This window comes from Dorea sp. AM58-8 (assembly GCF_003464045.1).
In the GTDB taxonomy this organism is placed as follows: domain Bacteria; phylum Bacillota; class Clostridia; order Lachnospirales; family Lachnospiraceae; genus Claveliimonas; species Claveliimonas ammoniilytica.
Genome location: NZ_QSDM01000002.1, coordinates 214603 through 234804 on the forward strand (window position 1 = coordinate 214603; position 20202 = coordinate 234804).

Sequence of the window (20202 nt, forward strand, 5' to 3'; positions counted from 1 at the left end):
TAAAGGAGAAAATAAGACACTATGGATCAGAAATTATATGATCAGGTAGAACCAAAGGCAGAGTTCCTGATACAGGCATTACCGTATATCCGGGATTTCAGTGATAAAATTGTGGTAATCGAGTATGGCTGCCGTAAGTATTTAAGTCCGATTGATGAGCAGACACTGATGAAAGATATTGCACTGCTCAAGACAGTTGGCATGCGGCCGGTTGTAGTACATGATACGCCGATGGGAGCGGACAAGTTCCGTGAGAATAAAAGGATTGCCAAGCTGATTGAGCTGTGCGGTGTGAAAGCCATCGGTATCTGTGGCATGGATCTGGATACGCTGCATATGGCATTAGATAATGATTTTATCCCGGTTATCGTACCGAACGATATTGATAATGAATATGAATTGATTGATCCGAAAGATGCATCATTAGAAGTGGCGGTCGGCTTAAAGGCGGATAAGTTAGTCTATCTGTCATCCCACAGAGGTATCTGGAAGGATGTGGAACGCACTAAGGTGTATCCGAGACTTACCGTAGATGAAGTCCATCAGCTGCTGGATGAGGGAAAAGTGACAGAAGGTGTGATAAGCAGAGTAGAACGCGGATTCCGTGCAGTCGAACAGGGGGTAAACCGTGTACATCTGGTAGATGGACGTATACCACACGCACTGATTCTGGAATTTTTCAGCAAAGCAGGTGTCGGAACCATCATTATCAAAGAAAAAGATATTCTGTATCCGCATGAGTTAGAATTGGATGAATAAAAAGAATAGAGGAATGTGCCATGGGTAGTTATCTCAATCCTGGATCGGAATTTCGGAACATTCAGTAATGATATGACAACATTTTCTTCGAAAGATGATATTTTGACACTTTTGGTTCATTTTGGTTATTTGACATATGACAGTGTACACACTACAGTAGAAATCCCAAATCGGGAAGTGGCAAAAGAATATGTAAATGCAATCAGTACAATGGACTGGAAAGAGGTATTTACTGCAATTCAGAACTTTGATTATTGCTGGAATAAACTATGACAAGAAAACAAAACGACATAGTCGCAAGATTGAAAAATTGGAGAAGTAAATTGTTAAAAGCTTAAGATTTAAAATAATAAATTTTTTGTATCGTCAGCCAGGTTATGGCTGGCGATGTTTTTATGCAATAGATTGCTATGCAGAAATCGTGTATGAATTTCTATATGGCAGTTAATGTTCATTGAGCCGATGAAAATGGATATGCATACAGTATTCAAACGTGGAAATTGCACAAAAAGTATATAGATAAACTCTATAAATAAGTACATATATAACAAATAACGATTTGTCGAAAAATGACGGAGATGTTATACTAAAAAAACAGTCTGCTACTTTGAAAAAATAAATGACAGCGGTAAACAATAATCGAAGAGGTCAAAATATGCATACATTAGCTAAAATGAATCTTACTCTTAAACCAACACCTATACAAAGACTGAACCGAATCAGTGAAGAGTATGGGTGTAATATTTTTTTAAAGAGAGATGATCTGTTGGGAGTTGGATTTGGCGGGAATAAGCTTCGCAAGTTAGAGTATATTCTTGCGGATGCACAGAAGAAAAAAGCAAAAGTAATTGTGGCAAGTGGCTCACTTCAAACGAATCATGGCATGCTGACAGCACTTTCTGCATCTAAGACAGGAATGCAGTGCGTATTGTTTCTTTTAATAGAAGAAAGCGGTGAGGAACAATGCCTAAGCGGTAATCTTCTGTTGGATGATTATATAGGCTGTGAAATTGTATTCGTAGATGTGGCAGATATTATGGAAGATCCGGAATTGACGGTGAGTGAAAAAGATCGGAGATCACAGGAAGCACTGGATGAAGCGGTCGGTCGGAAAATGACTGTATATATGAAAGAGCATCAGTATACTGAAAAAGATGTGTATTATGTGCGGTCTGCAGGCAGTACGCCGGTTGGAATCTGTGGATATGTGGATTGTGTAAAAGAAATTGCGGAACAGACACAGGTGAAATTTAAATATATTTTCTCTGGAAATGGTTCTGGAGGTACTTATGGAGGTACTCTGCTTGGAACAAAGTTATATATGCCAGGTACGATAGCAGCCGGAGTTGGTATTGAAGAGATGAATCCGAGTAAACCACAGTTTATTTTAGATTTGATCGCAAAGACAACGGATTTGCTAGGCTGTCCCAATCCTGTGGGTAAAGAGGATATCAGGATTCTGCAGAACAGCGTAAATCTGGGATATGCTATTCCGGATGAGGAGACGATGCATGTAATCGAGACGATTGCAAGATATGAAGGTGTATTTTTAGATCCGGTGTATTCAGGAAAGATTGTAAATGGAGCTCTGAAATATATAAAAGATCAGAAATTACATCAGGATGATAATGTATTGATTGTTCATTCGGGTGGTACGCCGGGGATTTTTAACAGCAATATGGTCAGATATAGAAATGACAGATCACAGATAATAGACAGGTGGAAAAATGATACAAATTAGAAACTTACATAAATCTTTTGGAAAATTAGAAGTTCTAAAAGGCATTGATTTAGATATTCAGGACGGAGAGACGGTTGCAATCATCGGACCTTCCGGGGCTGGTAAATCAACATTGTTAAGATGCATTAATTATCTGGAAGAGCCTCAAAAAGGAACGATTGCCATAGATGGAGAGAGTTATGATTATGAAACGATGACGTCTAAGACAGCATGGAAGCTTCGCCAGAAAAGCTCGATGGTTTTTCAGAACTATAATCTGTTTCAGCATCGTACAGTCTTGGAAAATATAACAGATCCTTTGATTCATGCAAAGAAGATGAATAAAGAGGATGCGAAGAGAAGGGCAGTAGAGTTGCTGCAGATGGTAGGGCTTGAAGAAAAAGCAGGGCAGTATCCCAGAAAGCTGTCAGGTGGACAGCAGCAGAGGGTCGGAATCGCAAGAGCCATGGCAGTGGAGCCTAAAGTAATATTGTTTGATGAACCTACATCTTCCCTGGATCCGGAATTAGTCAAGGAAGTGTTGAGAGTTATAAAAAGATTATCCGATCAAAAGCAGACGATGGTAATCGTGACGCATGAGATGCAGTTTGCCAAACTGATATCGGATAAGATTGTGTTCCTTGATGATGCAGTAATTCAGGAAGAAGGTTCAACAAAAGAACTGTTCGAAAATTCTGAAAATGTGCGACTGAGGAATTTTCTGCAGGCGATCAGTCTAGATGATTTATAGGAGGAAGAAAATGAAGAGAAAAAGCATGTTATTTGCACTGTTAATGACTGGAGCAATGATTCTGTCTGCCTGCTCTGGTGGAACAAAAGATGCAAAGTCGGAGGAAAAAGCGGCTGATGACAGCAAAAAAACACTGAAGGTAGCAACAGAAGGAAATATGTATCCATGGACTTATACTGAAAATGGAAAAATCGTAGGATATGAAGCTGATATGATGGAAGAAATCAGCAAGAGAACTGGCTACGAGATTGAAATGGAAGCAGTAGACTGGTCTGGTATATTTGGGGCACTTGATGCAGGGCGAGTAGATACCATTGCTGATATTATTACAATTACAGATGAACGTATCGATAAATATGAATTTACTCAGCCATATATTTATAATCCAATGGTACTGGCAACTAAGAGTTCTAATGATGAAATAAACTCCATGGAAGATATTGATGGACAGAGCATCGTTGTAGAAGTAGGATCATCTGATGAATTAGTGTTGGATCAGGTACAGAAGAAATTTGGAGTAACACTGAAGCCTGAATACTACGAAGGAATTTCTATTACAGACGTAGAAAATGGAAGAGTTGCACTTTGGATTGGTGGTAAACCGTCTCTGACCGTTCAGATTAATGAAGGTGAATATGATCTTAAGATTGTAGGTGAAACAGGATATTATCAGAAGTACGCATATCCATTCCCAAAAACGGAGGAAGGAAAAGCACTCTGCAAAGAGTTTGATAAAGCACTTACTGAGATGAGAGAAGATGGTACTTTAAAGAAGATTTCTGAAAAATGGTTTAACATGGACATTACAACAGAGGATTCTGTAGAATAGTAAGTTATTATAAAAAGCAGAAGAGGAATCATGTATGAGATTTAGTGTTGAAGGTGTATTAAATGTATTGAAGGCTATGCTTGAAGCAATGCCGACAACGATGCTGTTGTCAGTAAGCGTGCTGATTATTTCGCTTGCAATTGCTACGGTGATGGCATTTTGTGAATTTTTTCATGTGAAATATGTGCAGGGGTTTATAAAAGTATATACTTCATTCTTTCGAGGAACGCCGTTAGTCGCACAATTGTTTTTCTTTTATTTTGGTCTTCCGAATATTATACCATCGCTGATTTGCATTACAGGATTCACTTCTGCGATTGTTACGATGAGTTTGAATAACTCAGCGTATATAAAGGAGGCTCTGAGAGGAGCTTTGCTTTCTGTAGACAAAGGACAACTGGAAGCAGGAAGATCTTTGGGATATACAGAGAAACAGGTTGTGAGGCTTATTGTAATTCCGCAGGCAATCCGAGTCGCGATACCGGCATTGGCTAATAGTTTTGTAGATATCTTAAAGGGTACATCAATGGCATTTACGGTTGGAGTGATAGAAATTACAGCAGCAGCACAATTGTATTCGGCATCTACATTACGCTTTTTCGAAGGATATTGCGGCTTGATTCTTATGTATTGGGTACTCGTGGTTATTCTTGAACAGCTGTTAAAACTATTGGAAAAGAGGATGAACAGAAGCTTTGAATAATGGTAATAAAAAGAGAATATTTATCAGTGCTGATATTGAAGGAACTGCAGGGGCTTTTTTGTGGGAAGCAGGCAGAAAAGGTACAGAAGAATATAATAGACAGTGCAGGATTATGACAGAAGAGGTGCTGGCAGTAGTAGAGTCTCTGAATGAAAGATATGAATCCTGTGAGATCATGATAAAAGATGCTCATGCCACAGGAAACAATCTGGATATCACAGCATTTCCAGAGAATTGCAGCATTATATCCGGATGGGATGATGGACCTTACGGTATGATGCAGGAATTAGATGATTCTTATGATTTTGCAGTGTTGATAGGGTATCACAGCGGAGCAGGAACAGGTGGAGCACCACTTGCTCATACATTGAATTCCAGAAAATATTCATCTGTTGAATTAAACGGAGTTAAGATATCAGAATTTGTACTTAGTTATTATACGGCATTAATGACAGGGGTTCCTATTGCGTTGGTCAGTGGCGATTATGCACTATGCCAGGAAATAGAAGTATATGATCAAAGTATATATACGGTAGCTGTACAAGAAGGCAGAGGTGGATCTGTAATCACCAGATCACCGGAGAAAGTTAAAAGTTTATTAAGGGAAACTGTAATAGGCATGAGTGAACCGTTTTTGCGTGGAGAAATGCCAGATGAATTTCATTTAAAAATTGTATATTACAGTCATAGTGATGCGGTTCGGAATTCGTATTATCCAGGGTGTATTTGTACGGCACCGAAGACTATTGAATATACAACTAATGATTTTTATGAAATCTTACGAGCCTTTGTGTTTATTTGAGGATAGATTATGGATGAAAAAATAGAATTAATTCATACAATGGCATATCAGCAGTTTATACCACTTTTTGTGCGGGCAGGGTTAGAAATTGATGAAAATGAAGAATGCCCGGAAGGTCTAATTACATGTCTTGAGTTGAAAGACTGCCGTACAGAAAAAACAGTAGGTGCGGCGGTGTTGGTGTATACAGAAAATGTATATGTGATGAAAGCTGTTGCAGTAGAAAAGGAGTATCGTGGAAACGGACTCGGTGTGTTGCTTGTGCGGGAAATTCTTAATGAGGCAGAACGCAGAGGTGTCGATAAAGTATTTTTAAATGCTAAAATTCCTGACTTTTACCAAAAGTTGGGATTCGAAATTTTGCAGAGAGAAAAGGCTCCGGCCATTTCTGATTGTAGTACCTGCTCCAGATATCTTCATGGATGTGAACCTGAGATTATGGTGAAAAAGCTCTCTTGAATTATTGCACATATACAAGTATAATAACACTGTATTAGGCGATGCCTTGATCCACGTCTGTTAGGGAAAATTCTCTGACAGGCGTGTTTTTGTTGTATAGCATATTTTAACAAAAATATTCGGAGGTTTTTATGGAAAACATATATTTAAAACGGATAAGTACGGTTGCGACGGTGATTTTTGGAAATGTATTCTATGCACTTGTGGTCAAGCTGTTTTTGCTGCCGGGCAATCTGATGACAGGAGGCACGACTGGTATCGGTCTGGTGGTGAACCATTTTACAGGATTGTCCATTTCCGGATTTGTACTGGTGTTCAATATTATAATGCTATTAGTCGGAGTAGCATTTCTTGGTAAAAAGTTTGCACTGACTACGGTGATAAGTTCTTTTACGTATCCAATCGCATTGGAAGCAGCCAACCGAATTTTCGGGAATTATGTGATTACGGAGAATGCCATGCTGAATACAATTTTTGCCGGACTTGGTGTCGGCATAGGACTTGGCGTGGTTATCCGTACAGGCGCATCTACAGGTGGTATGGATATTCCGCCGCTGGTATTGCATAAGTATTTCAGGATTCCGGTATCTGTGAGCCTGAATGCATTTGATATGCTGATACTGGTCATGCAGGTAATCTATAATCCGCCGGAAAGAGTACTATATGGGATCCTTCTTGTACTTGTGTATACGACCGTGCTGGATAAAGTGCTGATGATGGGAAGTACGAAGACGGAGGTCAAGATCATCAGTAGTCAGGTGGAAGAGATACGACAGGCGATACTGGCTCAGGTGGACAGGGGTGTGACGATGCTTTACGGTGAAGGTGGATACCGTCAGGAACGAACTCAGATCGTGCTGAGTATTGTATCGAATCGTGAACTTCCACAGGTAGAGAAGCTGATCAGACAGATCGATCCGGAGGCATTTATGATTGTCAGCAGGGTTACAGAAGTGCGCGGACGAGGCTTCTCATTGAGCAAACATTACGGAGAAGAACAGAAAAATGGCGATGCTCTATAAGCAGTGATTATAAATAGCTCCAAGGATAAATAAACAGTCAGCTACTGGAAATGACAGCCATAGTTCTATATAATGATACTGTATCTAATTGTTCAGTAAAAGGAGAAGGATTCATGGAAATGTTGTCAATTGAGAAGGAACTGAAGGAAAATGCATATCCTGGAAGAGGAATTATCATTGGAAAGAGTGCTGATGGCACAAAAGCGGTAACAGCTTACTTTATTATGGGAAGAAGCGAGAACAGCCGTAACCGTATTTTTGTAGAAGACGGAGAAGGCATCCGCACACAGGCATTTGACGAGTCCAAGCTGACAGATCCAAGCCTGATTATCTATGCGCCGGTACGTGTGCTTGGCAATAAGACGATCGTGACAAATGGAGATCAGACAGATACGATCTACGAGGGCATGGACAAGCAGCTGACTTTTGAACAGTCACTGAGAAGCAGAGAATTTGAGCCGGACGGACCGAATTACACACCTCGTATTTCCGGAGTTATGCACGTTGAGAATGGAAGATATAACTACGCAATGTCTATCCTCAAGAGTAATAACGGTGATCCGTCAAGCTGTAACCGTTATACATTTGCATATGAGAATGCAAAAGCGGGAGAAGGACATTTTATCCATACTTATATGCATGATGGTAATCCGTTGCCAAGCTTTGAGGGAGAGCCGAAGCTTGTGGCAATCCCGGATGATATGAATGCATTCACAGATCTGTTATGGAACAGTCTGAATGAGGATAATAAAGTATCTCTGTTTGTGCGTTATATTGATATTGCAACAGGTAACTATGAGTCAAAGATTGTAAATAAAAATAAATAAGGAGCGGATAAGGATGAAAGAGTTAGAACTGAAATACGGATGTAACCCGAATCAGAAACCATCAAGAATCTATATGGCAGACGGAAGCGAACTCCCGATCAAGGTGCTGTGTGGACGTCCTGGATATATCAATTTTCTGGATGCATTTAATGGATGGCAGCTTGTAAAAGAGCTGAAGAAAGCAACCGGACTTCCGGCAGCTACATCTTTCAAGCATGTATCGCCGGCAGGTGCTGCAGTGGGACTTCCGCTTTCTGAGACACTGGCGAAGATCTACTGGGTAGATGACCTTGGTGAGCTGTCGCCGCTTGCCAGTGCATATGCAAGAGCCAGAGGTGCCGACCGTATGTCTTCCTTCGGTGATTTTATTTCTCTGTCAGATGTCTGTGATGTAGATACAGCCAGACTGATCAAGAGAGAGGTTTCGGACGGTGTGATCGCACCGGGATATGAGCCGGAGGCACTTGAGATTCTGAAACAGAAAAAGAACGGCAATTACAATGTGATCCAGATCGATCCGGATTATGTACCGGCTGCACTGGAACACAAGGATGTATTTGGTATTACATTTGAACAGGGAAGAAATGAGCTGAATATTGACGAGCATTTCTTCGATGAGATCGTAACAGAGAATAAAGAGATGACTGAGCAGGCTAAGATTGATCTTGCGATTTCGATGATCACACTGAAGTATACACAGTCCAACTCTGTATGCTATGTGAAAGATGGACAGGCAATCGGTATCGGTGCCGGACAGCAGTCACGTATCCACTGTACACGACTGGCTGGTCAGAAGGCTGATAACTGGTGGCTGAGACAGTGCCCGAAGGTGCTGAATCTTCCATTTAAGGAAGGTATCCGCCGTGCAGACAGAGATAATGCGATCGATCTGTACATTGGCGACGAATACATGGATGTGCTGAACGATGAAGCATGGCCGAACACATTTTCAGAGAAGCCGGAAGTATTTACCAGGGAAGAGAAACGCGCATGGTTAGACAAGCTGACAGATGTAGCACTTGGATCTGATGCATTCTTTCCATTTGGCGATAACATCGAGCGTGCACATAAGAGTGGCGTAAAATATATCGCTCAGCCGGGCGGATCTGTCAGAGATGACAATGTAATCGAGACCTGTAACAAATACGACATGGTTATGGCATTTACAGGCATCCGTCTGTTCCATCACTAAATATAAAAGATGTTGCCAAGGTCTTTCATCCACTTATGAGCAAGCTCATGTGGATTTAGACCTTTTGACCCTGGCATCATATAAAATAGAGTATATCCGATGCGTGTCATTCAGTTGGCACGCATCTTTCTTTATGAATAAAAGAATGTTATAATGGGCGAAAAGCTTATAATCGGAGGATGACAATGAGGAAGAAAGAACGGGCGCTGGAAATCATACAGCGTTTAAAAGAAGAATATCCGGATGCAGACTGCACGCTGGACTATGATCAGGCATGGAAGCTGCTGGTCAGTGTCCGGTTGGCGGCACAATGCACCGATGCCAGAGTGAATGTTGTGGTAGAAGATCTATATGCTAAGTATCCGACGGTGGATGCGCTGGCAGCAGCGGAGCCGGAAGAGATCGAGGCGATTGTGAAGCCGTGTGGATTAGGGAAAAGCAAGGCGCGAGACATCAGTGCCTGTATGCGGATCCTGCGTGATGAATATGGCGGTAATGTGCCGGACGATTTTGATAAATTATTGAAGCTCCCGGGAGTCGGCAGAAAGAGTGCGAACCTGATCATGGGAGATGTGTTTGGCAAACCGGCGATCGTAACGGATACACATTGCATCCGTCTGACGAACCGAATGGGACTGGTAGATGGTATTAAAGATCCGAAAAAGGTGGAAATGGAATTATGGAAGATTATTCCGCCGGAGGAAGGCAGTGATTTCTGTCACCGACTTGTAAATCATGGACGGGAGGTCTGTACGGCAAGAACGAAACCGCATTGTGACAGATGCTGTCTTGCCGATATATGCAAGAAAGTCGGAGTGTAACGCGGTCGAATATAAAGTTGATAGCTGATGCTAATGATGATAATGGAGTGTGATATAAATGGCAGATATTGCAGGAATGCTGGATGAATTACAGTATAAGACAGCGCATAATCCGGAATGGAAGGCAAGATTTCTTGCGTCCAGAGAGGAAGCAGATCCGATTTCCGCATTTTGCAGGATTTGCAGAGAATTTGGATATGAGATCTATGAGATGGATCTGATCTGTGCCGGAGAGAACTTTTATGCATCGATGCGCAGAAGCACCAATGGCGGAGGAGAAAATTCGCCCAAATTACTAGGTGAGGATGATTTCTATGAACTCTTTTTCGCCGGATTGGAGAATGATAAATGAATCATGCATTTCGAGAAATTATAGAGGACTGCCCTGTGATCGCTACTGTGAAGGACATGGAGAGTCTGGAAAAGAGCTTTGAGACGGACAGTCAGATTATATTTATATTATTCGGAGATATCTGTAATATATCCGAGATTGTAGAGCGCGTCAAAACAGAAGGACGGATTGCTATGGTGCATCTGGATCTGGTCAGTGGATTTGACGGACGGGAGATTGCAGTCGATTTTATCAGGCATAACACCAGAGCAGATGGTATTATATCCACCAAGACTGCACAGATCAATCGTGCGAAGGAACTGGGATTGTATGCAGTGCATCGCTTTTTTGTGCTGGATTCCCGTTCGCTGGAAAATATCAGACGCCAGAGTGCGGCAAGCAAGCCGGACTGCATCGAGATCCTGCCTGGGATTATGCCGAAGGTGATTAAAAGAATCGTGCAGCACCAGCATATTCCGGTAATTGCGGGCGGACTGATTGATGATAAAGAAGATATCATGACAGCACTTAAAGCAGGGGCGACAGCCATATCCACGACGAGACAGGAGTTGTGGTTTATCTAGGCTTGACAGAGCCGTACGGCATATATTATATTAAAAACAAAAAAATTAGCCGTACGGCAAAGAAAACTAGAACAGAAATATAAATTAGCCGTACGGCATAGTTGGAGAAGAAAAATGAAAATAAATAATACGAAGACATTAGGTGAAACTATACGGGCAAGAAGGAAAGAATTACATTATACACAGGCATATTTAGCAGAGTTCACTGGACTTAGTGTTACATTTATTTCGGATGTGGAAAGAGGAAAAACGACGGCAGAAATAGAAAAAATTATTCGTTTGATTAATGTGTTGGGGTTGAATTTGTTAGTAGAAAAGAGGGAATGATAAATGCAGAGATTGGCTGTTCAAATAGAGGTAAAGGGTGCGTTTAAACAGGTAGGAGAGATTGTAGGTACGAGCTCGGATGATGCACGATTCACATATACGGAGAGTTATTTGAAAGATCCGGAGAGTAGGGCAGTATCTATTAGTATGCCGTTAGAACAGCAATCTTTTAGTGTAGAAAGTACAAGAAATTTTTTCGAAGGATTATTACCGGAAGGGTTTACAAGACGATGTGTGGCAGAATGGTTGCATCGAGATGAAAAAGACTATCTTGCAATTCTTGCCGGACTGGGGCAAGAGTGCCTTGGTGCAATAAAAATTATCGATGAATCTAGAGCAGTACTTCCGTCGAAATATAAAGAGCTTACATCAGAAGAAGTGAAAAAACTGGCACAAGAAGGAGCAACGGAATCGGCAGAAATGGTAACTAAATCACATTTATCGTTGACTGGAGCATCGGGCAAAGTAGGTTTGTATTACGATGAACAAAAAGATAAATGGTACTTGCCAATTGGAGAAGCACCAAGCACTCATATTGTAAAGCAAAGTCATATCAGGCTGAAGCGAATAGTGGCAAATGAACAGTTGTGTTTGCTTACAGCGAAAAATTTGGGGATTGAAATACCGCAAAGTTTTATTATAAAGACGGAAAGTAACGAAGCAGAAGATGTGCTTTTTGCGACAAAGAGATACGATCGGAGAATGCAATCCAATGGAAGAAAATTAAATGGTATGAATATTCCATATAGATTACATCAGGAAGATTTTTCGCAGGCATTAGGAATCCCTGCCTCTGAAAAATATGAAAAAGATGGCGGCTCGTATTTGAGCAAAATGTTTGGAATATTGCGTGATTATTCAGCCTCACCAATTGAAGATCAGTTGAAGTTGTGGGATATATGTGTATTTAATTTCCTGATAGGTAATACCGATAATCATATTAAAAACCTATCATTACTTTACGGGAAAGATTTGAAAACAATTCGTCTTGCGCCAGCATACGATATTGTCAGTACCATGGTTTATGAAAGCAGTACAGAAAATATGGCTTTGAGTATTGGTGGAGATTATAGTATTCGAAAAATTACAGAAGAATCATTTGCAAAAGAAGCTACGAAAGCTGGACTTGGTGTGAAGATGGCAATGAAACGACTGGATACGCTACGAAAGAATTTTGTGGAGGCGTTAAATACTGGGGCTCAAGTGTTAGAAGAGCAAGGTTTTGAAGGAACTAAGGATATTGCAGAGCAGATTATGAGCTGTGGAGGCATACGAAATTACATATAAAGGATTCTGTAAAGGGTTCTGCTTGACGAGATACATCTGTCGCTCTGAGAAAAATTTTATAAAATTTAAACTACCGAGGCAATGCTATGCATATAATTAATGGTCATATGAAAGGCTATTCTTTACAATAACGGTAAGAATGCTGGAGGTAGGATGATGGATTATAAAAAACTGGGAGAAAGGATCAGACAGGCACGCAAAGCACTGCATTATTCGCAGGAACAGTTCGCAGGCGAAATCGGATATTCTGTACCGCATATTTCACATGTAGAAAATGCAAGAACCACTCTCAGTGTTGACTTCTTAGTTAAGGCGTCGAATGCCTTACATGTATCTGCTGACCAGCTTCTGTGTGACAGCCTGAAATATACCAATGATGTATACAAAGGCGAGATAGTGGAAGCGTTAGAAGATTGTAGCCAAACGGAACTTATGATTATCAGTCAGACAGTTATGGATCTGAAACGCAATTTGAGAAAGAACATAGGTGTTGATGATGAAGAAGGAAGAGTTGGGTAAGAATCTGAAGTATATGAGGGAATGTCATAACATGTCACAGAGTCAGCTGGCAGGGAAATTATGGTTAGACCGCAGCTCTATTTCCGGATATGAGATTGGCAAACGGATGCCGGATATCTTGATTTTGTGGGAAATGGCAGAGATTATGAACGTATCTCTGGACGAGCTGGTCGGAAGAAAAAAGATGAGTAAAGCAGTTGGATTATAAAAAGGTATTGCCATATTCTGAGAAAAGTGCTATGGTAATTACAGTTAAATAATGATTTTGGAGAAAACGGAGTACAAAAATAGACGGCGTGAAGCCGGCTTGTTTTTGTACTCTTTTTTTGTTTCGTTCAGAGCCCAGCAGAATTGGAAACAAAAGCGAAACGTGCAGCGTTTTGGAAGTGGCTCTGGACGAAAGTTAACAGAAGGAGGATATAATATGCGAGACATAGTAATAATTGGAGCCGGAGTCACGGGAAGTGCGGTGGCGAGAGAACTGTCCAGATATCAGTATGATGTACTGGTGGTGGAAGCTAACAGTGATGTGTGCGAAGGAACATCCAAGGCCAACAGCGGTATTGTTCATGCAGGATTCGACACAGAGCCAGGTTCTATGATGGCGAAGATGAATATCAGAGGCAATGAGATGATGGAGCAGCTGTCCAAGGATTTGGATTTTCCATTTAAACGAAATGGGTCACTGGTTCTCTGCTTCGACGAGAAAGATATGGATAAGTTAGTATATCTTCTGGAAAAAGGTCAGAAAAACGGTGTTCCGGGTCTTCGGATTATCACAAAAGAAGAAGTGAAAGAGATGGAGCCGAATGTCACCGATGACATGGTGGCAGCTTTGTATGCGCCGACTGGTGGAATTGTATGTCCGTTTGGATTGAACATTGCAATGGCTGAAAATGCATGTGAGAATGGTGTGGAGTTCCAGTTTGATACAGAGGTTCAGAATATCATACCGATCGAAGGTGGTTACAGACTGGAAACTTCTAGGGGTGACATGGAGACAAAGATGGTTATCAATGCGGCGGGTGTCTATGCGGATAAGTTCCATAATATGGTCAGTGAAGATAAGATTGAGATTATTCCGAGAAAAGGTGAGTACTGTTTGATGGATAAAAAGGTGGGAGATTTTGTAAAGAGTACAATTTTCCAGCTTCCTACAAAATACGGTAAAGGCGTACTGGTAACACCTACGGTACACGGTAATCTGCTAGCAGGACCAACGGCGGTAGATATTGAAGATAAGGAAAATACACAGACGACTGCCGAAGGTTTGGAAGAACTGCTGACAAAGGTAAAAGTCAGCGCACCGAACATTCCGACACGTCAGGTGATCACATCATTTACAGGTCTTCGAGCACATTGGACCGGACATGAATTTATTATCAAGGAAGTAGAAGGAGCACCGGGATTTATTGATGTGGCAGGTATTGAGTCACCGGGACTTACCAGTTCTCCGGCAATTGGAGAATATGTAGCAGAGTTGGTGCGGGGCATTTATCCGAAGGAAAAGAAAGTACATTTCAAGGCAACAAGAAAAGGAATTCCGAATGTGGCAGAGGCATCATTTGAAGAGCGCCAGGAACTGATCAGACAGAATCCGGCATACGCCAATGTGATCTGTCGATGTGAAGTAGTTACAGAAGGCGAAATTATGGATGCGATTCACAGACCACTTGGAGCTACAACACTGGACGGCATCAAACGTCGTACCAGAGCAGGGATGGGAAGATGTCAGGCAGGATTCTGTGCACCAAAACAGGTGGAGATCCTGGCAAGAGAGCTTGGCAAAGACGTATCGGAGATTACCAAATCCGGCGAAGGTTCTGCATTTTTAACAGGTTACGATAAGGAGGATATATAAGATGAAGACAGAGATCGCAATCATCGGGGGAGGACCGGCAGGACTGGCGGCAGCAGTTGCAGCCAGAGAGGCAGGGGTACAAGATATCCTGATCATAGAGAGAGATAATGAACTTGGTGGTATTTTGAATCAGTGCATACATAACGGATTTGGACTGCATACATTTAAGGAAGAATTGACCGGACCTGAGTATGCCGGAAGATATATTGAAAAGGTAAAGGAAATGAAGATTCCGTATCTGCTTCATACGATTGTTGTGGATGTGTCCAGGGACAAAGTTGTTACTGTAATGAATAAAGAACAGGGCATGTTCCAGATTGAGGCAAAAGCAGTGATTCTGGCAATGGGATGCAGAGAGCGTTCCAGAGGTGCACTGAATATTCCGGGTTATCGTCCGGCGGGTATTTATTCCGCAGGAACTGCACAGAGATACGTCAATATGGAAGGAAGAATGCCTGGTAAAAAGGTTGTGATCCTGGGTTCCGGAGATATCGGACTGATCATGGCGAGACGTATGACGCTGGAGGGTGCCAAGGTTCAGGTGGTAGCAGAGTTGATGCCATATTCCGGCGGCCTGAAACGTAATATTGTACAGTGTCTGGATGATTATGGTATTCCGCTGAAGCTGAGTCACACAGTGGTAGACATCAAAGGAAAGAAGCGCGTGGAAGGTGTAACACTTGCACAGGTAGATGAGAATCGCAAGCCGATTCCGGGTACAGAAGAATATTATGATTGTGATACCTTGCTTCTGTCCTGTGGATTGATCCCGGAGAATGAACTTTCTTCCCAGATAGGAGTAGAACTGAATCCGGTGACATCCGGTCCTGTAGTGAATGAAAGTCTGGAGACGAATGTAGACGGCGTATTTGCCTGTGGTAACGTGCTTCATGTCCATGATCTGGTAGATTATGTATCCGGAGAAGCAAAGACTGCCGGTGAAAATGCGGCAGCATATGTACAGGGCAATCTTCCGGAAGCTGGCAAAGAGATTCCATTAAAAGGTGAGAATGGAGTACGTTATACGGTGCCTTGCAGTGTGGATGTCGACCGTATGACGGATAAGCAGGTAGTACGTTTTCGTGTGGGAAATGTTTATAGAGACAAGTATCTCTGCGTGTATTATAATGATAAGTGTATCAGCAGGGTTAAGAAAAAAGTAATGGCTCCCGGCGAGATGGAACAGGTAATCCTTCTGAAATCCAAGCTCAAAGAATTTGAAGGACTTGAGAGCATTACCATTCGGATTGAAGAGGAGGAACAGAGATAATGAGAGAGAAAGAGTTAGTATGTATCGGATGTCCTCTGGGCTGTAGCCTGAAAGTGACCATCCAGGACGATAGCACTATGGAAGTAACTGGCAATACATGTCCGAGAGGAGCGGACTATGCCAGAAAAGAACTGACAGATCCAAGACGGATCGTCACGTCTTCAGTCCCGGTAGAGGGAGGCCATCTGCCATGTGTATCTGTGAAGACAGAATCAGATATACCAAAAGACAAGATATTTGACTGTATCAAAGCACTGAAAGATGTGAAGCTTCAGGCTCCGGTGAAGATCGGACAGATCGTATTGCCGGATGTGGCAGGTACAGGGGTCAACGTGTTGGCAACTAAGAATATTCAGGCCCTGTAGCAGAATCAAACAGAGAGGATGAATTGTATGGAGCAGTATGTAATGGCCCTGGATCAGGGGACGACCAGTTCCCGCTGTATATTGTTCAATCATGCGGGGGACATCTGTGGTATGGCACAGAGGGAATTTGAACAGATTTATCCGCATCCGGGCTGGGTAGAGCAGAATCCGAGAGAGATCTGGTCATCCCAGTATTCCGTTATGGCACAGGTGATGGCGGAAAATGGAATTGATGCGAAGCAGATAAAGGGAATCGGTATTACTAATCAGAGAGAGACGACAATTATCTGGAACCGTTATACGGGTGAACCGGTGTACAATGCAATTGTGTGGCAATGCCGCCGGACAGCGGAGATGATTGATGCATTAAAAGAAGAGGGATTCGATCAGGTGATCCGCGAGAAGACAGGATTGATCGCAGATGCGTATTTCAGTGCCAGCAAGATCGCATGGATTTTAGATCATGTAGAAGGCGCCAGAGAACAGGCTGAGAAAGGCGATTTACTATTTGGAACAGTAGATACCTGGCTGATCTGGAATCTGACCGGGGGACTGGTACATGTGACCGATTATACGAATGCATCCCGGACGATGTTATTTGACATTCATAAGTTGTGCTGGGATGAGGAAATCATGGCGAAGTTCCGTATTCCACGTGCAATGCTGCCGGAAGTAAAGCCATCCAGCTGCATTTACGGTTATACGGATGAGAAAGTTCTGGTAGGTAACGTACCGATAGCAGGTGCAGCAGGCGATCAGCAGGCGGCACTGTTTGGACAGGGATGTTATCAGCCTGGGGACGTGAAGAATACATATGGTACAGGATGTTTCCTGCTCATGAATACAGGAACAGATCCGGTAATGTCAGGCAATGGACTCCTGACAACGATCGCGGCCAGTACAGATCCGGAGAAGGTCGAGTATGCCCTGGAAGGCAGTATCTTTGTAGCCGGAGCCGCTAATCAGTGGCTGCGTGACGGCATGCGCCTTGTAGAGAGTACGCCGGAGACAGAAAAGTACGCCAGTCAGGTGGAAGATACAGATGGCGTATATATTGTTCCTGCATTTGCGGGAATGGGCGCTCCTTACTGGAATCAGTATGCCAGAGGTACAGTGGTCGGACTGACGAGAGGCTGTACCAGAGAGCACTTTATCCGTGCAACGCTGGAATCTATCGCATATCAGGCATATGATGTGATTAAAGCGATGGAAGAAGATGCAGGAGTACGGTTGAATGTGCTGAAGGTAGATGGAGGTGCCAGTGCCAATAATATGCTGATGCAATTTCAGGCAGATATCAATAATACCATTGTGCATCGTCCGAAATGTATTGAGACTACAGCGCTTGGAGCAGCATATCTGGCAGGACTTGCGACCGGATACTGGAAGAGCAAAGACGAGATCAAAGAGAACTGGCAGCTTGGAAGAGCATTTGAGTCAGAAATGGATGAAGAGAAGAGAAATCAATTGCTGAAAGGCTGGAAACGCGCAGTGCGCTGTGCGATCGCCTGGGCAGAAGATGATGAGTAAAAGAGAATAAAGCATAAAATGAGAGGCGTCATTGCGGTGGTAGCGATGGCGTCTTTTTTTGCATATCAGCAGGATTAATCATAGATTCTATTATAGAAAATATCTATTAGATGAAAATGTTATATTGAAGTAATCTATGCATATTGTTGAATCGATAATTTTAAATATACGCCAATTTGTGCGTGTTTTAGCACTTTTTTGCAATGTAATTGTGATGAATATGTTGATGAGTGCAATTTTTGCACGAATTGTCAAAAAATAAGTGCAAATGTTTGCTATTTTTTTGTTATTGATGTGTTGATAGAATGTAAAGCATAAAGAAAGTCCTTGGAGAGGGACGGTAAATACTACTACAAATAATAAATTATGAGGTGAGAAAATGTTTGAAAGAAATCTGGTAGTAAAAAACAAAACAGGACTTCATGCAAGACCGGCAGCAAGTCTGGCGTCACTGTGTGGCAAGTTTAAAAGCGAGATCAGAATTTACACAGAGGACACAGAGATTAATCCCAAAAGTGTTCTGAGCATTATGGCAGGCGGCGTGTACGCAGGAACGCCGATCAGATTAACCGTTGAAGGTGAAGATGAAGAAGAGGCTGGTGCAGCAATTGTTGAATTGATTGAAAATCTGGTTGACTAATTTAAAAGAAAAATGTTTCTGATAAGGAGCAGGTGACGTGGAATTACGAAAACGACAGGCAAAGATATTACAGGATCTTTTTGAAAAAAAGAGAATATCCGTAGATACAATACTGGACGAATATGGAATTTCAAAGAGAACATTATATTATGATTTGAATAAAATTAATGACTGGCTGAGTGAAGATAATTTTGGCATGGCCAACATTGAAGATAAAGAAATCGTGATAGAGATTACCAATCTTGCAAGTATAGAAAAGCAGATGCATAGAGGAAAAGAATATTATTTTTCTTCAGAAGAGAGAAGGGCGATAGAGTTTCTATTTATCACACTGAATTCTGAAAAAATTGTAATCGATGATCTGAAAAATGCATTTGATGTTAGTCGCAATACGATACTTTCTGATTTGAAAAGTGTAAAAAGCGAAATAGAAGAAAGTGGAGAATTGAAATTCTGTAATTCCATTAAACAGGGCTATTATGTTACAGGAGATGAATCCGCATTAAGAAAGATTATTCAGGAAAAAATCAATGAGTTGAAAACTCCGGAAGGAAAAGCAGTGTTGAAGATTTATATGCAGAATTCATTGTTCAGTCTTACGGAAAATGAAATTGATTTTTACAAACTGTGTATCTGTATCATTAAACAGTATGAACTGGATATTAAAAATGAATATATATTGTCAGATATGCAGACGGAAGGATTCATGATCCAGGTATCCTGGATACGTAGTCTGAAGGGATATACGATAAAACTCAGTGATGATGAAAAAAATGCACTTACAGGAACATTGTCGTATCGATCTGTTGAAAACAGTGTGGAGAAGATGGCAAGATGTGGCATCGAGATGGTGCAGGAAGAAGTATATTATCTGGCATCCATGCTGCTTGGAATCGAAACAACAGGATTCAAGACACACAGGGAAGAGGAGAGATTTATTGAAAAGATTGCCGATCAGTTTATCTCTAATTTTGAGAGAATTACTTGCTTAGTGTTTTATAACCGTAGCAAATTACGGCATGAGTTGTTTCACCATCTGCGGGCATTGTTTTACCGCATGAAATACGGAACACCGTCTGATAATCCGCTGACCAGAGATATTAAACAGATGTATTCGTTTGTGTTTGAGGCTACGAGACGGGCAATTGCAGAGGTGGGCAATAATTTTATGCGGGATATTCCAGATACAGAAATTGCGTATCTCTGCATTTATATGGTAAGTAATCTGGATGAAAAGAAAGTGCATCAGAGTGCAAAATACGATGGAAGTATTCTGATTGTAGGACCTAAAAATATGGCAATCGCGACTCTGATCAAAGAACAGATTCAGAATTTGCTTGGTGACAGCTTTGAGTATGATGTGATTTCGTTGAGCCGACTGAAAACCAGAATGCTGAGCGAGTATGTAATGGTAGTGCTTGTGGATGTGCCACGAGGGAAGGTGACAGGAGAAAATGTCGTTGAGACAGTATCGTACTTAACAAGGAAGATCAGCAGAAGATTGTGGATATATTGCAGAATGAGAAGCTGTTATCCAAATACAACAACAAAATAGAAGATATTCTATCAATAGTAGAAGAAAATGTGACACAGCCGATTGAAC

General features: G+C 41.7%; 24 protein-coding genes. All 24 read left to right on the forward strand.

What is annotated here, in order from left to right; translation table 11 throughout:
* Positions 1–21: 21 nt before the first annotated feature.
* The 24 genes from DXA18_RS02810 to DXA18_RS02925 all read left to right on the forward strand — a co-directional run bounded on the left by DXA18_RS02810 (position 22) and on the right by DXA18_RS02925 (position 20154).
* Positions 22–759, forward strand: coding sequence for an amino acid kinase family protein (locus DXA18_RS02810; protein WP_118382566.1), 738 nt, complete (start codon positions 22–24; stop codon positions 757–759).
* A gap of 15 nt (positions 760–774) precedes the next feature.
* The gene (locus tag DXA18_RS02815; RefSeq protein WP_330424368.1) at positions 775–1032 is read left to right on the forward strand and encodes a hypothetical protein; all 258 of its coding nucleotides are present in this window, start codon (positions 775–777) and stop codon (positions 1030–1032) included.
* Between the two features lie 382 nt (positions 1033–1414).
* Positions 1415–2500, forward strand: coding sequence for a pyridoxal-phosphate dependent enzyme (locus tag DXA18_RS02820; protein ID WP_158567078.1), 1086 nt, complete (start codon positions 1415–1417; stop codon positions 2498–2500).
* Positions 2487–3230 (forward strand): amino acid ABC transporter ATP-binding protein, encoded by a 744-nt coding sequence (locus DXA18_RS02825; protein ID WP_118382568.1) that lies wholly within the window; start codon positions 2487–2489, stop codon positions 3228–3230. Before DXA18_RS02820 ends, DXA18_RS02825 begins: the two co-directional genes overlap by 14 nt.
* 10 nt (positions 3231–3240) lie before the next feature.
* Positions 3241–4059 carry a transporter substrate-binding domain-containing protein gene (locus DXA18_RS02830; RefSeq protein ID WP_158567079.1) on the forward strand — a complete coding sequence of 273 codons (819 nt, stop codon included), beginning with the start codon at positions 3241–3243 and terminating at the stop codon, positions 4057–4059.
* Between the two features lie 34 nt (positions 4060–4093).
* Positions 4094–4762, forward strand: coding sequence for an amino acid ABC transporter permease (locus DXA18_RS02835; protein WP_118382570.1), 669 nt, complete (start codon positions 4094–4096; stop codon positions 4760–4762).
* Positions 4755–5564: a M55 family metallopeptidase gene (locus DXA18_RS02840; protein WP_118382571.1), complete on the forward strand. Its 810-nt coding sequence runs from the start codon at positions 4755–4757 to the stop codon at positions 5562–5564. Before DXA18_RS02835 ends, DXA18_RS02840 begins: the two co-directional genes overlap by 8 nt.
* Before the next feature lie 9 nt (positions 5565–5573).
* Entirely contained in the window at positions 5574–6023 is a 450-nt protein-coding gene (locus DXA18_RS02845) for a GNAT family N-acetyltransferase (protein WP_118382572.1), read from the forward strand.
* A 131-nt stretch (positions 6024–6154) separates the two neighbouring features.
* Positions 6155–7045 (forward strand): YitT family protein, encoded by an 891-nt coding sequence (locus DXA18_RS02850; protein ID WP_118382573.1) that lies wholly within the window; start codon positions 6155–6157, stop codon positions 7043–7045.
* 113 nt (positions 7046–7158) lie between these two features.
* Positions 7159–7872: an IMP cyclohydrolase gene (locus tag DXA18_RS02855; protein ID WP_118382574.1), complete on the forward strand. Its 714-nt coding sequence runs from the start codon at positions 7159–7161 to the stop codon at positions 7870–7872.
* A 13-nt stretch (positions 7873–7885) separates the two neighbouring features.
* Positions 7886–9064: a phosphoribosylaminoimidazolecarboxamide formyltransferase gene (locus tag DXA18_RS02860; RefSeq protein WP_118382575.1), complete on the forward strand. Its 1179-nt coding sequence runs from the start codon at positions 7886–7888 to the stop codon at positions 9062–9064.
* 185 nt (positions 9065–9249) lie between these two features.
* On the forward strand, positions 9250–9885 hold the full coding sequence (locus tag DXA18_RS02865) for an endonuclease III domain-containing protein (RefSeq protein ID WP_118382576.1): 636 nt from the start codon (positions 9250–9252) through the stop codon (positions 9883–9885).
* A 58-nt stretch (positions 9886–9943) separates the two neighbouring features.
* Entirely contained in the window at positions 9944–10237 is a 294-nt protein-coding gene (locus tag DXA18_RS02870) for a hypothetical protein (RefSeq protein WP_118382577.1), read from the forward strand.
* Complete coding sequence (locus DXA18_RS02875) at positions 10234–10800, forward strand: glycerol-3-phosphate responsive antiterminator (protein ID WP_118382578.1); 567 nt, start codon at positions 10234–10236, stop codon at positions 10798–10800. Before DXA18_RS02870 ends, DXA18_RS02875 begins: the two co-directional genes overlap by 4 nt.
* A gap of 114 nt (positions 10801–10914) precedes the next feature.
* Entirely contained in the window at positions 10915–11127 is a 213-nt protein-coding gene (locus DXA18_RS02880) for a helix-turn-helix domain-containing protein (RefSeq protein WP_118382579.1), read from the forward strand.
* 3 nt (positions 11128–11130) lie between these two features.
* Positions 11131–12414 (forward strand): type II toxin-antitoxin system HipA family toxin, encoded by a 1284-nt coding sequence (locus tag DXA18_RS02885; RefSeq protein ID WP_118382580.1) that lies wholly within the window; start codon positions 11131–11133, stop codon positions 12412–12414.
* A 153-nt stretch (positions 12415–12567) separates the two neighbouring features.
* Entirely contained in the window at positions 12568–12933 is a 366-nt protein-coding gene (locus tag DXA18_RS02890; protein ID WP_118382581.1) for a helix-turn-helix domain-containing protein, read from the forward strand.
* A 13-nt stretch (positions 12934–12946) separates the two neighbouring features.
* Positions 12947–13141 (forward strand): helix-turn-helix domain-containing protein, encoded by a 195-nt coding sequence (locus DXA18_RS02895; RefSeq protein WP_278337056.1) that lies wholly within the window; start codon positions 12947–12949, stop codon positions 13139–13141.
* Positions 13142–13357: 216 nt separating this feature from the next.
* Positions 13358–14794, forward strand: a complete 1437-nt coding sequence (locus DXA18_RS02900; RefSeq protein WP_243007004.1) for an NAD(P)/FAD-dependent oxidoreductase — start codon at positions 13358–13360, stop codon at positions 14792–14794.
* A gap of 1 nt (position 14795) precedes the next feature.
* Positions 14796–16064 (forward strand): NAD(P)/FAD-dependent oxidoreductase, encoded by a 1269-nt coding sequence (locus DXA18_RS02905; protein ID WP_118382584.1) that lies wholly within the window; start codon positions 14796–14798, stop codon positions 16062–16064.
* Positions 16064–16429: a DUF1667 domain-containing protein gene (locus tag DXA18_RS02910; RefSeq protein WP_118382585.1), complete on the forward strand. Its 366-nt coding sequence runs from the start codon at positions 16064–16066 to the stop codon at positions 16427–16429. Before DXA18_RS02905 ends, DXA18_RS02910 begins: the two co-directional genes overlap by 1 nt.
* Before the next feature lie 27 nt (positions 16430–16456).
* Positions 16457–17959, forward strand: coding sequence for a glycerol kinase GlpK (glpK, locus tag DXA18_RS02915; protein ID WP_118382586.1), 1503 nt, complete (start codon positions 16457–16459; stop codon positions 17957–17959).
* Between the two features lie 379 nt (positions 17960–18338).
* Positions 18339–18599 (forward strand): HPr family phosphocarrier protein, encoded by a 261-nt coding sequence (locus tag DXA18_RS02920; RefSeq protein ID WP_118382587.1) that lies wholly within the window; start codon positions 18339–18341, stop codon positions 18597–18599.
* A 37-nt stretch (positions 18600–18636) separates the two neighbouring features.
* Entirely contained in the window at positions 18637–20154 is a 1518-nt protein-coding gene (locus DXA18_RS02925; protein WP_118382588.1) for a BglG family transcription antiterminator, read from the forward strand.
* The last annotated feature ends 48 nt before the right edge of the window (positions 20155–20202 follow it).